This window comes from Flagellimonas halotolerans (assembly GCF_035818535.1).
In the GTDB taxonomy this organism is placed as follows: Bacteria; Bacteroidota; Bacteroidia; order Flavobacteriales; family Flavobacteriaceae; genus Flagellimonas; species Flagellimonas halotolerans.
Genome location: NZ_JAYKYV010000001.1, coordinates 154,985 through 169,683 on the forward strand (window position 1 = coordinate 154,985; position 14,699 = coordinate 169,683).

Annotated in this window: 15 protein-coding genes; all 15 read left to right on the plus strand. The window is 36.6% G+C overall.

Going from position 1 to position 14,699, the window contains the following annotated elements; genetic code table 11:
- The 15 genes from rfbD to VM932_RS00690 all read left to right on the plus strand — a co-directional run bounded on the left by rfbD (position 1) and on the right by VM932_RS00690 (position 14,696).
- Positions 1–777 carry a dTDP-4-dehydrorhamnose reductase gene (gene rfbD, locus VM932_RS00620; RefSeq protein ID WP_326276641.1) on the plus strand — a complete coding sequence of 259 codons (777 nt, stop codon included), beginning with the start codon at positions 1–3 and terminating at the stop codon, positions 775–777.
- Between the two features lie 57 nt (positions 778–834).
- On the plus strand, positions 835–1,899 hold the full coding sequence (gene rfbB / locus VM932_RS00625) for a dTDP-glucose 4,6-dehydratase (RefSeq protein WP_326276642.1): 1,065 nt from the start codon (positions 835–837) through the stop codon (positions 1,897–1,899).
- Between the two features lie 6 nt (positions 1,900–1,905).
- A complete protein-coding gene (rfbA, locus tag VM932_RS00630) occupies positions 1,906–2,775 on the plus strand; it encodes a glucose-1-phosphate thymidylyltransferase RfbA (protein ID WP_326276643.1) in 870 nt (289 codons plus the stop codon).
- Positions 2,772–3,332 carry a dTDP-4-dehydrorhamnose 3,5-epimerase gene (gene rfbC, locus VM932_RS00635; protein ID WP_326276644.1) on the plus strand — a complete coding sequence of 187 codons (561 nt, stop codon included), beginning with the start codon at positions 2,772–2,774 and terminating at the stop codon, positions 3,330–3,332. Before rfbA ends, rfbC begins: the two co-directional genes overlap by 4 nt.
- Before the next feature lie 114 nt (positions 3,333–3,446).
- The gene (gene pseB / locus VM932_RS00640) at positions 3,447–4,463 is read left to right on the plus strand and encodes a UDP-N-acetylglucosamine 4,6-dehydratase (inverting) (RefSeq protein ID WP_326276645.1); all 1,017 of its coding nucleotides are present in this window, start codon (positions 3,447–3,449) and stop codon (positions 4,461–4,463) included.
- Complete coding sequence (pseC, locus tag VM932_RS00645; RefSeq protein WP_326276646.1) at positions 4,464–5,612, plus strand: UDP-4-amino-4,6-dideoxy-N-acetyl-beta-L-altrosamine transaminase; 1,149 nt, start codon at positions 4,464–4,466, stop codon at positions 5,610–5,612.
- On the plus strand, positions 5,612–6,304 hold the full coding sequence (pseF, locus tag VM932_RS00650) for a pseudaminic acid cytidylyltransferase (protein WP_326276647.1): 693 nt from the start codon (positions 5,612–5,614) through the stop codon (positions 6,302–6,304). The genes pseC and pseF overlap by 1 nt, the downstream gene beginning before the upstream one ends.
- Positions 6,291–6,857, plus strand: a complete 567-nt coding sequence (locus VM932_RS00655) for a GNAT family N-acetyltransferase (RefSeq protein ID WP_326276648.1) — start codon at positions 6,291–6,293, stop codon at positions 6,855–6,857. The genes pseF and VM932_RS00655 overlap by 14 nt, the downstream gene beginning before the upstream one ends.
- Positions 6,854–7,717 carry a methionyl-tRNA formyltransferase gene (locus VM932_RS00660; protein ID WP_326276649.1) on the plus strand — a complete coding sequence of 288 codons (864 nt, stop codon included), beginning with the start codon at positions 6,854–6,856 and terminating at the stop codon, positions 7,715–7,717. Before VM932_RS00655 ends, VM932_RS00660 begins: the two co-directional genes overlap by 4 nt.
- Positions 7,718–7,730: 13 nt before the next feature.
- Positions 7,731–8,774, plus strand: a complete 1,044-nt coding sequence (gene pseI / locus VM932_RS00665) for a pseudaminic acid synthase (protein ID WP_326276650.1) — start codon at positions 7,731–7,733, stop codon at positions 8,772–8,774.
- Positions 8,775–9,454: 680 nt separating this feature from the next.
- Positions 9,455–10,444 (plus strand): hypothetical protein, encoded by a 990-nt coding sequence (locus VM932_RS00670; RefSeq protein ID WP_326276651.1) that lies wholly within the window; start codon positions 9,455–9,457, stop codon positions 10,442–10,444.
- Between the two features lie 34 nt (positions 10,445–10,478).
- Positions 10,479–11,744 carry an oligosaccharide flippase family protein gene (locus VM932_RS00675; RefSeq protein WP_326276652.1) on the plus strand — a complete coding sequence of 422 codons (1,266 nt, stop codon included), beginning with the start codon at positions 10,479–10,481 and terminating at the stop codon, positions 11,742–11,744.
- On the plus strand, positions 11,741–12,238 hold the full coding sequence (locus VM932_RS00680) for an acyltransferase (RefSeq protein ID WP_326276653.1): 498 nt from the start codon (positions 11,741–11,743) through the stop codon (positions 12,236–12,238). Before VM932_RS00675 ends, VM932_RS00680 begins: the two co-directional genes overlap by 4 nt.
- Positions 12,239–12,538: 300 nt before the next feature.
- A complete protein-coding gene (locus VM932_RS00685; RefSeq protein WP_326276654.1) occupies positions 12,539–13,423 on the plus strand; it encodes an O-antigen ligase family protein in 885 nt (294 codons plus the stop codon).
- Positions 13,401–14,696, plus strand: coding sequence for an O-antigen ligase family protein (locus VM932_RS00690; RefSeq protein WP_326276655.1), 1,296 nt, complete (start codon positions 13,401–13,403; stop codon positions 14,694–14,696). The genes VM932_RS00685 and VM932_RS00690 overlap by 23 nt, the downstream gene beginning before the upstream one ends.
- The last annotated feature ends 3 nt before the right edge of the window (positions 14,697–14,699 follow it).

The following is a 14,699-nucleotide window of genomic DNA, read 5'->3' on the forward strand; positions in this document are numbered from 1 at the left end:
ATGAGGCGAATCTTGGTAACAGGATCCGGGGGTCAATTGGGCCTCACATTTCAAGAACTGGCCCATGATTTTCCAGAGGCTTCTTTTGATTTCAAAACACTCAAAAAACTGGACATCACCAAACCAAAAGAACTGGAGAAACTTTTCTCAAAAGAAAACTATGATTTCTGTATCAATTGCGCCGCATATACCCATGTAGAGGATGCAGAGAAGTACCCCGAAAAGGCTTTTGAGGTCAATGCGGAAGGGGTGAAAAATTTGGCCGAGGCTTGTAAAGATTATAAAACTACTTTGATTCATATATCAACTGATTATGTTTTTGATGGGGAGAAAGAAGGCCCATATACTGTTGATGATAAAACCAACCCAATCAACGAATATGGTAGGTCCAAACTAAAGGGAGAGGAGTTTATTCAAGAGATTTTACCCAACCATTTTATTATTCGAACATCTTGGCTGTACAGCAAAAAATACGGTCATAATTTCTATCGTACAATTTTGAAAAAAGCGCTGGCGGGAGAAGATTTGTACATTACAGATGCCCAGACGGGTTGTCCGACCGACGCGGAGGCATTGGCAAAATTTATTTTAAATGAAATCGTGTTGGAAAAAAAGCCCTTCGGAATATATCATTTTACAGATGGGAAACCAATGACGTGGTATGAATTTGCCAAGCAAATACTGGATGAAAACGCGCTAACGGGCAAGGTCAAGCTTGTTTTGGACACGAATTATCGTACTTTTGCAAAGCGGCCAAGGAATAGTGTTCTTTCATGATTAACAAAGAGTTTTCTTTTTTAGGAAACAGGCACATAGGGTTATAAAGGAGCTTACATGGACAAGGGTATTCCAAAAAATATTTTAATCACTGGTGGAGCCGGGTTTATCGGTTCCCATGTAGTTCGACGGTTCGTGACCAAGTATTATGATCACTACAACATCATTAATCTGGATGCGCTGACCTATGCGGGAAACCTGGAAAATTTAAAAGATGTTGAGGAAGCCCCGAACTACTCATTTGTTAAAGGGGACATCGCCCATTCCGATTTTATCAATGAACTTTTCTCTAAACATAAATTTGACGGTGTAATCCATCTGGCCGCAGAATCCCATGTGGACCGTTCCATTTCGGACCCAGTATCTTTTGTGCGGACCAATATTTTGGGTACCGTCAATTTATTGAATGCCTCATTACAAATGGCGAAGGACAATCCAGATTTCTTGTTTTATCACATAAGCACCGATGAGGTGTATGGCAGCTTGGGCAAAGAGGGATTTTTCACCGAAAGCACAGCGTATGATCCAAACTCGCCTTACTCCGCCTCAAAAGCAGGCTCCGACCATTTTGTGCGAGCTTATGGAGCGACCTATAGATTACCGTATGTTATTTCCAATTGTTCCAACAACTACGGTCCCAATCAATTTCCAGAAAAATTGATTCCTTTGTTCATTAACAATATCATACAAAATAAGCCGTTGCCCATTTATGGTGATGGAAATTATACCCGTGATTGGTTGTATGTAAAAGACCATGCCAAGGCAATTGATTTGGTATTCCATAGAGGAAAAAAGGGAGAGACCTACAACATTGGGGGATTTAACGAGTGGAAGAACATTGATTTGACCAAACTGTTATGCCGATTGATGGATAAAAAACTCAAAAGGCAAGAAGGCTTCTCAGAAAAACTGATAACCTTTGTAAAGGATCGCCCGGGACACGATTTAAGGTACGCCATTGATGCCACCAAAATAAACCAAAAATTGGGGTGGGAGCCATCCGTAACATTTGAGGAAGGTCTTGAAAAGACCATAGATTGGTATTTTGACAATCAGGAATGGCTGGATCATGTTACCTCGGGAGACTATTTGGAATATTATAAAAGGCAATATCAAGCATAAAACACAATGAAGGGAATCATCTTGGCAGGAGGAACCGGCAGTAGGCTGCACCCACTTACCCTTTCGGTGAGCAAGCAGTTGATGCCTATTTACGACAAGCCAATGATTTATTACCCATTGTCCACCTTAATGTATGCGGGCATCAAGGATATAATGATTATATCCACAACAAAGGACCTCCCATTGTTCCAAGAACTGTTGGGTGACGGACAAAAGTACGGCTGTTCCTTTTCCTATGCGGTGCAAGAATCTCCCAACGGATTGGCGGAAGCCTTCATCATAGGGGAAGACTTTATTGGAAAGGACAAGGTAGCCCTTATTTTGGGGGACAATATTTTTTACGGTGCAGGCTTGTCCAAACTGTTGCAAGCAAATAATGACCCCGACGGAGGAATCATTTATGCGTACAGGGTCAACGACCCACAGCGATATGGTGTGGTAGAGTTTGATGAAGCAGGAAAAGCCATTAGTATTGAAGAAAAGCCAAAGGAACCCAAATCCAATTATGTAGTGCCAGGGATTTATTTTTATGACAATGAAGTTATCTCCATAGCCAAAAAAATCAAACCAAGCACACGAGGCGAATTGGAGATTACCGATGTGAACAGAGAATATTTAAAAAGAGGTAAGCTCAACGTAAGCATATTGGATAGGGGCACAGCTTGGCTGGATACAGGAACATTTCAGGCTTTGATGCAGGCATCTCAATTTGTGGAAGTCATTGAAGAGCGTCAAGGATTGATTACAGGATCTATTGAGGTGGCCGCCTATGAAATGGGATATATCACTGAAAAGCAACTGAAAGATTTGGCCGAGCCCCTGATGAAGAGCGGTTATGGTGAAAGATTGTTGGGTGTATTGAACAAAGGAGCATGATAAAAGCGACTGAGACAAAGCTGAAGGGGTGTTTTATTTTGGAACCCGAGATTTTTGAAGATGAGCGGGGCTATTTTTTTGAGAGCTACAACCACAGGGATTTTTGTGAAGCTATTGGCAGGGAAGTAAATTTTGTACAGGATAACCAATCTTTTTCCAAACAAGGGGTGTTAAGAGGGCTCCATTTTCAAAAAGGGGAGCACGCCCAAGCTAAGCTAATACAAGTTCTTGAAGGGGCAATCCAAGACGTTGTAGTTGACTTTCGTAAAGATTCTCCTACCTTTGCGCGGCATTTCTCCATGGAGTTGAGCGACAAGAACAAAAAACAGTTATTTGTACCTAGAGGTTTCGCCCATGGGTTTTTAACGTTGAGCGATACGGCAAAAGTAATGTACAAGTGTGATAATTACTATAACCACAAAGCGGAGGGAGGACTTCATTTTGATTGCCCTGACTTGAATATAAAATGGAAGCTGAATAAAAAAGAAATAGTTCTTTCAAAAAAGGATTCAACTTTGATGCGGGAAAGAAACTTCAATCATATTGATTCAAGATAAACAGAATATTTATTCTAGTTTTGTCAATGTTTTGAAATGTGCAAGGGTTTGAAGGACAATAGAAAAAGAAAAGGGGATTAAACTTAAGCAGGATTATAATAAAACTACAACAGAATGACTTTTGAAGGAAAATCAATTTTAATTACTGGTGGAACGGGTTCACTGGGCAAAGCTTTAACCCAACATATTTTTGAAAAACACCCTGATGTTCGTAGAGTAATTATTTTCTCTAGAGATGAGCAAAAGCAATTTCAAATGGCTCAGGAATATCCTCAAGAGAAATACCCACAAATTCGATTTTTTATAGGAGACGTAAGAGATAAAGATAGATTGATAAGGGCGTTCAAAGGAGTTGATTTTGTCATACATGCGGCAGCAATGAAACATGTGCACTTGGCTGAATACAATCCTGAAGAATGTATCAAAACGAATATAGGTGGGGCACAAAACGTTGTGGATGCTTGTTTTGAGACAAATGTCCAACGAGTAGTTGCTTTGTCTACCGATAAAGCTTGTGCTCCAATTAATTTATATGGAGCAACGAAACTTACTTCGGACAAACTATTTATCGCAGCAAATAACATTAAAGGGCATAATCCAATAAAGTTCTCTGTTGTAAGATATGGTAATGTAATGGGGTCTAATGGCTCGGTGATACCTTTCTTCATCAAAAGGAAAGATTCGGATGGCATTTTGCCAATTACAGACCCTGAGATGACACGGTTTAATATTTCCTTGCGAGGAGGTGTTGAAATGGTCATGCATGCCTTGGAGCATGCTTGGGGAGGAGAACTATTCGTCCCAAAAATACCTTCATATAGAATAATGGACGTTGCACAGGCGATAGGGCCCGATTGTGATAAACCTATTGTGGGAATAAGACCAGGTGAAAAGGTCCACGAGGAAATGATAACTCCATCTGATTCATTTTATACTTACGATTTAGGTAAGTATTATGCTATTTTACCTTCGACTCCAAATTGGCAGATGGATGACTTCATTAAATCATTCAACGCCAAGAAAGTGCCAAAAGGTTTCAGCTACAACTCAGGTAACAATGAGGTGTGGGAAAGTGTGGAAACTCTAAGAGAGCTAATAAAAAACCATGTAGACCCAACATTTTCTGTATAGATGAAACCGATGGATCCAATACCTTACGGAAGACAGGACATATCCGATGATGATATTGAAGCGGTTGTCTCCACCTTAAAAGCGGATTTTTTAACGCAAGGACCAAAAGTTCAAGAGTTTGAGAGAGCATTTGCAGAATATGTGGGCTCCAAATATGCGGTTGCAGTAAGCAATGCCACTGCAGGGCTTCACCTTGCGGTACTTTCCATGGGCCTTAAAAAAGGCGACCGAATCATAACTACTCCAATAACTTTTGCTGCTTCCGCTAACTGTGCCAGATATGTAGGAGCGGAAGTATGGTTTGCGGACATTGATCCTGATACATATCTATTGTCTTTAGATAAAACAAGAAAGCTTTTGGAAAGTAAGCCTAAGGGTTTTTTTCAAGGAATAATTCCTGTAGATTTCGCAGGATTACCAGTTAATTTGGAGGAATTTAGAGAACTTGCGGATGAGTTTGGTCTTTGGATCATTGAAGATGCATGTCATGCTCCTGGAGGGTATTTTATAGATTCGTCGGGTAATGAGCAAATGTGTGGTAACTCAATCTTTTCAGATATATGTGTATTCTCTTTTCACCCTGTTAAACATATAGCTTGTGGTGAAGGAGGAATGGTTACGACTAACAATGAAGAGATTTACAATAAGCTTTCTTTGTTGAGAACCCATGGAATAACCAAAGAGAAAATGGAAGAAAATCATGGTGGATGGTTTTATGAAATGCAAGAATTGGGATTCAACTACAGATTAACGGATATTCAGTCTGCCTTAGGCATAACGCAATTGAGAAAAAACCAAGTTGGCGTGCATAAAAGAAATGAAATTGCGGAGCGGTATAAAAAGGCCTTTGAAGGAAAGATAAAATACCAGAAAGTTCCTCAAAACCGTTACAATGCGCATCATCTATTTGTAATTGAGGTAGAAAACCGAAAAGGTCTCTATGACTATTTAAGGCAGTACAACATATTCGCGCAGATTCATTACATTCCAGTGCATAAGCTGCCCTACTATGATCGAATTGGCTATAGTGACGCTGATTTGTCAAACGCAGAAGCTTACTATTCAAGATGTATAAGTTTGCCTATGTATCCTACTTTGAATGAAGAAGAGCAAGAATTTGTGATTGAAAAGGTACTTGATTTTTTGTAATGAGTAACCTATGTATCATACCAGCGAGGGGTGGAAGTAAAAGAATTCCACGTAAAAACATAAAGTCCTTTTTGGGAAAGCCCATCATTGCATATTCTATTGAGGCTGCATTAATGAGTAATCTGTTCGATGAGGTTATGGTTTCAACGGATGATAAAGAAATTGCTTCGATTGCTGTCAAATATGGAGCAAAAGTTCCTTTTTTACGAAGCAAAGAGAATTCGGATGATTTTGCAACTACATTCGATGTTATAAAAGAAAGTTTAGACAATTATAATAGACAAGGTAAGCTTTTTGAGCATGTATGTTGTCTTTACCCGTGCGCCCCTTTTGTGACCTCCGTCAGCTTAAAAAATGCTCTTTTAAAATTAAATGACGAAAGTCAGGCCGTTATTCCGATTGTGAGATTTTCATTTCCTGTTCAGAGGGCCTTTAAGATAAGAGGAACATACTTAAAGTATATTTATCCTGAATTTGAAAAATCAAGAAGCCAAGATTTAGAAGTAACCTACCATGACGCAGGTCAATACTATTTTTTTAAACCCCAAGCCATTTTAAATCAGAAAACCTTGATGCCAACAAACACAACTTTTATTGAACTGGATGAACTCCATGTCCAGGACATTGATACAGAGATGGATTGGAAATTGGCTGAATTAAAATATCAGCTTAGTCAGAATGAAATTTCCTAAAGTATACCCATTTCTAGAAAAAAGTAGCATCTTCTTTGAAGACTTTGCATTAGTGCCGATTAGATACGAAGACAGGTTTGATATCATGAAGTGGCGAAATGAACAGATTTACCATTTAAGACAATCTGAACCACTAACCAAAGAAAATCAAGATAAGTATTTTAAATTCGTTGTCGCTAAACTGTTTATACAAGAAAAACCTAATCAAATACTTTTCTCGTTTCTTAAAGATGATATTTGTATTGGTTATGGTGGGCTAGTTCACATTAGTTGGATAGATAAACATGCAGAGATTTCATTTATAATGGATACAAGTTTGGAGAAAATCGGTTTTCACAAAAACTGGTCTATCTTTTTGTCTTTGATTGAGGAAGTGGCATTTAAAGAATTATTTCTTCATAAGATTTTTGTTTATGCATTTGATTTGCGGCCACATTTGTACGAAACTTTAAAAAAGAGTAATTATTTTTTGGACGCAAGATTAATTGATCACTGCTATTTTGATGGTGGTTTTAAGGATGTTATTATATATTCAAAATTATCGGGGCAATGAGGTTAGGGCTTTTGATTAGTGGAGGTTTGGGAAGAATTGCATTGAGCCAATTGCAAAGGTCACACCAATTGATTTTTGTTATGACAGATAAAAGGTCTTCTGAGATTATCAACGTTTGCGAAAAATCTGGCATAAGAACCTACACAGGAAACCCAAGACGTGGAAATTGTTCAGAGTTTATTCGAAATGTCGACATCGACGTTTTGATATCCGTAAATTATTTATTTCTTATAGAAGCGGACTTAATTAATTTACCTAAAAAATGTGCATTCAACATACATGGGTCTCTATTACCAAAGTATAGGGGCAGAACACCACATGTTTGGGCCATAATAAACGATGAGAAGTGGACTGGAATTACGGCCCACGTTATTGACGAGGGATGTGATACGGGAGACATTCTTGAACAACATAGAATAAGAATTGAACCAAATGATACAGGTACAACCATTTTGGAAAAATACGCTAAGGCATATCCAGTTTTGCTTAACTCGGTTTTAGAGAGCATTAGTAAGAACAATTTAAAACCAAAACCTCAGAAGGTTGAGGAGGGTACTTATTTTGGAAAAAGAACTCCAGAAGATGGATTGATAAACTGGGATTGGCATAGAAAGAGAATCCATAATTGGATTCGCGCACAGTCACCGCCTTATCCTGGGGCCTTTAGTATCGTCAACCAAACGAGAATAGTTTTTGAATCAAGTGCCTATAGTAACCTTGGGTTTCATTATGAAACAAAAAACGGCACTATTTTATCAGTATCGCCTTTGATTGTTAAAACGCCCAATGGCGCATTAGAATTACATTTACATCAGAAATCAGATGCTCAAATTCTTAAAGTGAATCAGCAATTTGAATGATAACACAAAAAACATGAAAATAGATAAATTTGAAATAAATGAAACGTCCCCTTGCTTTATCATTGCTGAATTATCGGCTAACCATAATGGCAATATTGAGATAGCCAAGAAAACAATAATTGCGGCAAAAGAGGCCGGAGCTAACGCGATAAAGCTCCAAACATATACTCCTGACACATTAACCATCGATTGTGACAACGAGTACTTTCAAATTCATGAGGGAACTTTATGGGATGGAAAGACGCTTTATGAGCTGTATGGAGAGGCCTATACACCTTGGGAGTGGCATGAAGAACTTTTTAAATTGGCAAAGAGTGAAGGAATGATTTGCTTCTCGTCTCCTTTTGATAAATCTGCGGTTGACTTTTTGGAAGAATTAAATGTTCCTGCATACAAAATTGCTTCGTTTGAGATCCAAGACATCCCCCTAATAGAGTATGCGGCGTCAAAGAACAAACCAATGATTATGTCCACAGGAATTGCAAATTTAGAAGACATACAATTGGCAATTGACGCATGCCATAGAATGGGTAACCGTGAAATAATCTTATTAAAATGCACTTCCTCATATCCTGCTCCGTTAGAGCTAGCAAACCTTAAGACAATACCCAATTTAAAGGAAAGATTCAATGTTAAGGTTGGATTTAGTGACCACACGTATGGCAGCTTGGCCCCTACGGTAGCTGTTACCTTAGGAGCACGGGTCATTGAAAAACATTTCATTCTTGACAAATCCATTGGAGGTCCGGATGCAGACTTTTCATTGGACGTGAATGAGTTCAAAGATATGGTTGACAAGGTTCGGGATACGGAAAGGTTATTAGGTACGGTTTCATATGAAATTTCTGAAAAAGTAAAAAAAAATAGAAAATTCGCACGTTCTTTATTTTTGGTCAGTGATGTAAAAGCGGGCGAAAGAATTACAGAAAACAATGTCAAATCTATTAGGCCAGGTTATGGGATGCACCCAAAATATCTCAATAAAATTTTAGGCAAGACATTTTCTCAAGATATTGAAAGGGGCACACCCTTAGACTTCACAATGGTGAAAGAATAAACTAGGATGGTTTATAGGCGAAACCTTGACTGGAGTTGCAGAGATTGGCTCTTAAGTCTTATAAAATTCAGCAATAAAAAATTAAAACTCTTTTAGCACAAGAAATAATATACAGCCTTAAAACGTAATGGAGCGAAATTGCTTATTTAAGTGACGAAATAAGTTATACGGGTCTTTTTCAAAGTTGGCCCAAGAGATTGCTTCCTGAGGGCCCCTGACACAGTAAGAAGTATTTAAATAAGAGGTGAGGCCTTTTTCGAGAATTTATGGAAAAGATTATAACAGTTAACAAAAGAGACATTGTACATTTGTTGGAAGAGGGAGAAAAAATCAAATTCAACCAACAGACGAAGAAAAATAAATTGCAAGCAAAAGGATTCTTTGACCAAGGCAAGCCCTTAACGCTTTAAAAACATTTAATGCTAAAAGTAATACTGTAAAAAATGGTGAGAAATATTGATTTTGCAAAAATCAGCAATTCATATAGATATTACAGGTCATTGTATTACTTGATTCAAAAGTTTGATAAACCTTCTAATTATCCGGCTAGTATCACAGTAATTTATCTGTTAAAGATATTTTATTTCCTAAAGGCCCATAAACTGATAACTCTATTTTTTCCGCCAATACAATTGACCAACAAGGAATATTTTCTTGCTTTCGTATTTTCCAAGAACCATATGACAGTACTCCGTAGTCTTTGGGTTAATGGGGTCGATAGCAAGGCCGTGCACATAGGAAATAAAACAAGGGAAAGGGATGTAGATGTTTTTGTATCAAACCGAAGGCTGTTTATTGAGGCACTTAAAGTCCCCGAAACCGCAAATATTTTGCATAATTCACTTAACGACCCTGTCATGGGTAAAAACCTTGTACGTGTTTTTAAACTAATAGGGTGCTGTAATTTGTACGATAAGTTATTGGATCAATGCGATTGTCTAATCAATTTTAACGACCACACTCCATATAATGTGATTCTACAAGAAATGGCAAAGGAAAAGCGTGTAAAAACGGTGTATATACAACATGCGTCTGTTTCCATAAATTTTCCATCATTATATCACGACTACAATATATTGTTTAGCCGCGACAGTTTTAACAAGTACAAAAACGATTTAGGAGTAAAATCATATATGCTTTTTGATACTAGATTCTCTACATTAGACCCTTCTGATTATAAAAATGAGGGCACGGCAAAAAGAGTTCTGATTTGCACAAATATGCTCGATGACCCTAATAAAGTTGGGGAATTGACCGATTCATTAATTGATTTAGGTTATACGGTTACCATAAGGCCACATCCCGCAGACAAGCGAAAAGTTTGGGGTCAGTTAAATACTTTGAAGTCTGAAAACGCATCAATTTGGGAGGATGTTGGTGACAATGGTATAGTGGTAGCCAATGAATCATCTGTAGTCTTGGAGGCAATCTATTTGGATAGGAAAGTATATAAGGCAGCATTTTTTTCGGACTCTTTTGACAACTATGGGTATTTGGCTCAAAAGCTTCTGTTAAACCAACATTTTTCGGTCGAAACCTTGGTAGATGCAATTCAAAAGGGAAAAATTGAATTTAATAAAGACAAGCTTGTTTTTTTTATTGGAGAACTTGACAATTGTAAAGAAAGATTAAATAATATTATCGACGATATCAAAAACGATATTGGGTAATTAGGATTTGACTGAGTGTCTTAACAACTATTGTATGAAACTGGCCAAGAACATTTCTTTTTTTACTTTTTTCAATTTGTTAAACGCTGCTATCCCATTTTTATTGCTGCCGGTTTTAACGGTTTACCTTTCCAAGGCGGACTATGGAATCATAGACATTTTCAATAGCCTTAATATGCTATTTACTCCATTAGTTGCCTTAAGTGTAGTAAACTCGATAAGCAGGTTTTATTTTGAGGAAAGTATAAGGCTGCCTGTGTTTGTTAAGACAATTTTCAGAGCCACAGTGAAATACGGGATAATCTTTGTTTTGTTGAGCATTTTGATAAGTGGAGTGCTTCTGTTTGTGATAAAGACAGAGCTTGCGTTTCCACCTGTGTTGCTAGTTATATCTGCACTATTTGTTTTTTTTAGTCAAATAAGTGAAGTTCTTTTGACACTTTGGAGAGTTTCTTTCAAAACAGTCTATTACGGAATCTTCAGGGTTTCAAAAACGTTCATCGATGTTGCATTGTCCATTTACTTAGTGGTATCTCTGGGGTATGGATGGATTGGAAGGATAGGCCCCCAAATATTCGTTATGATTATTTTTGGGTTTGTAGCTATATATTATTTAAAAAAAATAGGTTACATTGGGAAAAAGCTTGAGTATGACCATACTTATTTGCGAAGGGCACTATCATACAGTTTGCCGTTGATTTTCCATTCAATCGGAGGATACGTCATTGCAGTTTCCGATAGGTTTTTTGTTTTGTTTATTGAAGGGGCGGAAAGTACAGGCATTTATGCGGTAGCTTATCAGATAGGGATGGTAATAGGCCTTTTCCAGAATTCCTTTAATCAAGCATGGGTCCCCTTTTTTTTTGAAAGCTTAAACAAAGGCAGCTATAAAACCAAAAGAAAAATTGTTTTTATCACGTATTTATATGGTTTTGGAATGATTCTCATGATTTTGATTATAAGCGCATTAACACCATTGTTTTATGACTATTTTATTGGACGTGAATTTAGATCCGGTGCTTCCATTGTTTTTTGGGTACTTCTCGGATATGCTTTTAATGGAATGTATAAAATGATTGTTAACTATTTGTTCTATTTAAAAAAAACCAAAGTGGTTGCCAAATTAACGATAGGTGTAGCATTGGTTAATATGATTTTAAATTATTATTTGATTTTAGAAAATGGAATTCTCGGAGCTGCTCAGGCGACCGCTATTTCATTTTTACTATTATTTATTATAATTTTAATTAAGGTATTAAAAGTGTACAAAATGCCTTGGAATTTAAGGGTAGGCGAATGAAAAATTTTATCAAAGCGTTAAGGTCATTTTTCTTTACGGTATTGGCAAAATACTTTTTGGGTGACTTTCATGCTCCTATAAAAGCTAATGGCTACACAAGACTTACAAAAAATACTAAAGTTGGTAAGAATGTTCATTTCAATGGTATGGTTATTCAGGGTCGTGGAAAGTGTTATTTTGGAAACAATTTCCATTCCGGGCCAAAGTGCAGGATTATTACTATAAACCATGATTATGATAATGGCGAATCAATTCCATACGGAAAGAATCATATAGTAAAGAATGTCAGAATAGAGGATAATGTTTGGTTAGGGTATAATGTATTGATCCTAGGAGGAGTGGAAATTGGAGAGGGCGCCATAATTCAGGCGGGGAGCGTGGTTGTTAAAAGTATTCCAAAATATAGCATTGCCGGCGGGCATCCTGCAAAGGTGTTTTCACAAAGAAATATAGAGCATTACGAAAGGCTTAAAAAACAAGGAAGATTTAATTAGGAATTCTGAACATGATGAGTAATGAAGGTAAGTAACCCTTTAATTGTCGACATTTTAATTGCTCTATTCGTTTTTTTGCCCTCGCTTGTTCCGGTACCATTATTTGTTCATTTGCTTATCTTATTTTTTGTTCTTCCCAAACGAATTAGGTTGAATTATTCGTTCGGAATCTTGATTTTGATTCCCGTGTTAAGTTTTTTGAACCAAACCATTAAATTCAATGTGTTTCTCGAAAACAACCTAGCAAATAAAGAACTGATTCCCTATTCGATTTTTATGCTGGTCTCCTATTTCTTTGCCTTGAAAACAAGAAAAAGGACTCTTTATATAGTAATATATCTTGTGGTTTTTGAAGTTTTTATAGGAGTTTTGGAATATTTTATTGGGGTAAGGTCTTTTATACCCAGCGTTAGGGAAGCGGTCGCAGGACAAAATCCTTTCGGGTTTAACGGACTATTATATTATAGCAGGGTTTCGGGACTAAGTAGCAATTCTAGTGTGTTTGCTATAAAAATTATGGTGTCTCTAATGATGCTACAATTTTTGGGTCCGAGAAATAAAAAAGAAGGCTTTTTCCTGTATGGCTTTTTGGGAGTAGGGCTACTTTTAACATTTACAAGGTCGGTTTACGTGGCCTTGGCAGCATTCTTTTTGATGATAAACTATAGAAGGATAATAAGAGCTGTTATCAGGTTTTTAAGGGGAAAGGCAAAATGGATATATTTTGCGGTGATTTCAATTTTTATATCAGGAATCATTTTTCTGATTAGTAAGGTAGATGTTCTTTTACAGCAGATGAACAGAGGAATGAAAAAAGTGGACTTGTCCAGCAGGGACAGTGTATTCCAAAGGTTTTCAGAATTTTTTTGGGATAACCCATGGCTTGGAAATGGTTCCTACAAATTGTGGATTGAAATTAATGGAAAGGTTTTTCATGCACACAATGTTTTCATGCAAATAATGACCACAAATGGTGTCTTGATTGGGTCAATGTATTTTCTTATGGTTTTAATTAACATAAATAGATATAACATTAATTATATAATTCCTATTTTAATTATTTCTTTATTCCAGTATGCAGTTTTTTGGGGAATATCTTTTGTTGATCTTTTCTTTTTCTCCTTTTTATTTATGACCCAAAACCCAAATTTTTGTAAGACCAATGATTCTCTTAAAGAAGCGTAATATTTTAGATTTATTGTGGGCAAAAAATTTGGAAGGTGTTCTTCTAGGGCTAGTGATGGTTACTCTTCTTTTCAAAGAATCCGTTAATAGTATTTTTTTAATTCTTTACCTGTTTTTTTGGCTAATAAAAGGAAACTTAAAGAAGATAGAACTCAAGAATCTCCAAAGAATATGGTTTTACTTTTTGTCTGTTTCGGTTTATTTGGTTTGGATCTTTATAAGAAACTTCGATTCCTTGGAGCCAACAAAGGCTTTGGATTTATTATTAAAACAGGCAACAATTCTTGTTTTCCCAATAATATTAAACCACAGAGATATAGAACAAAAGAATCTTAATACAGTAAACATTATTTTTTTTTACGGGATTTTTATTTATGTGTGCTACCTGTATTTTGTGGTTTTTCTAAAATTCATAGAGTTAGGTAGGTGGTATGAGCTCGACCCGGTTCATCCAACATGGAAATATTATTTCTATACTACTGGACGATTAAGCCCAGACGTACATCCTACATTTTTATCCATGTTTATTGTTTATTGCATTAATGGACAATGGAAACGGATTAATAATATAAAGTTTGGTCTGAGAAGGGCACTTGACTACTTTATCATGGCGGTTCTAACAATCACGACACTGCTGTTATCATCCAGGGGTGCACTTTTATCTTTGTTCATGGTTTTTGTCCTTTATCAAATAACTCGAATATTCAAGGGTCAGTTTAAAGGGATTATTTATTTGGCGATAATAATTTTAATTGGGGCAGGCATTTATTCAAACACTGGAACGTTTAATAGGGTTAGTAAATTAAAAAATGTCTATGGAAAGAGCTTGGTGGAAATTGCCAACATCTCAAATTCCACTGGAAAACGTGCACAGATATATCTAATTGGTAAAGACGTCGTTAAAGATAATTTTTGGACAGGTATAGGTACTAAAAACTGGCAACTTGTTAATAGGCACTATTACAATATAAACCACTCCGATGATTTCAAGTATTTTATTGATACATTGAACACACACAATCAATATTTAAACGCTCTGGTTTGCTGGGGGTTTATAGGGCTATTGCTGTTTACAAGTATTATCGCAGGTAATATTTACTTTGGAAAAGTAGATGTTTCGGCGTTCTTGTTCTGGTGCTTTATGGCCATTTTATTGCTTACAGAAAACATCCTTAATCGCCATAGAGGAATTGTATTCTTCAGTATCTTATCTGCTTTCACTATTAATCAATATTTGGAATATAAATGCAACATTAAAAAGTCTCAGATCTAATCT

Coding starts and splice junctions, on each gene's coding strand:
- VM932_RS00670 (WP_326276651.1), top strand. CDS start 9,455: ATGACAGTACTCCGTAGTCTTTGGGTTAATGGGGTCGATAGCAAGGCC.
- rfbD (WP_326276641.1), top strand. CDS start 1: ATGAGGCGAATCTTGGTAACAGGATCCGGGGGTCAATTGGGCCTCACA.
- rfbA (WP_326276643.1), top strand. CDS start 1,906: ATGAAGGGAATCATCTTGGCAGGAGGAACCGGCAGTAGGCTGCACCCA.
- VM932_RS00675 (WP_326276652.1), top strand. CDS start 10,479: ATGAAACTGGCCAAGAACATTTCTTTTTTTACTTTTTTCAATTTGTTA.
- pseB (WP_326276645.1), top strand. CDS start 3,447: ATGACTTTTGAAGGAAAATCAATTTTAATTACTGGTGGAACGGGTTCA.
- rfbB (WP_326276642.1), top strand. CDS start 835: ATGGACAAGGGTATTCCAAAAAATATTTTAATCACTGGTGGAGCCGGG.
- pseI (WP_326276650.1), top strand. CDS start 7,731: ATGAAAATAGATAAATTTGAAATAAATGAAACGTCCCCTTGCTTTATC.
- VM932_RS00660 (WP_326276649.1), top strand. CDS start 6,854: ATGAGGTTAGGGCTTTTGATTAGTGGAGGTTTGGGAAGAATTGCATTG.
- VM932_RS00680 (WP_326276653.1), top strand. CDS start 11,741: ATGAAAAATTTTATCAAAGCGTTAAGGTCATTTTTCTTTACGGTATTG.
- rfbC (WP_326276644.1), top strand. CDS start 2,772: ATGATAAAAGCGACTGAGACAAAGCTGAAGGGGTGTTTTATTTTGGAA.
- VM932_RS00655 (WP_326276648.1), top strand. CDS start 6,291: ATGAAATTTCCTAAAGTATACCCATTTCTAGAAAAAAGTAGCATCTTC.
- pseC (WP_326276646.1), top strand. CDS start 4,464: ATGAAACCGATGGATCCAATACCTTACGGAAGACAGGACATATCCGAT.
- VM932_RS00690 (WP_326276655.1), top strand. CDS start 13,401: ATGATTCTCTTAAAGAAGCGTAATATTTTAGATTTATTGTGGGCAAAA.
- pseF (WP_326276647.1), top strand. CDS start 5,612: ATGAGTAACCTATGTATCATACCAGCGAGGGGTGGAAGTAAAAGAATT.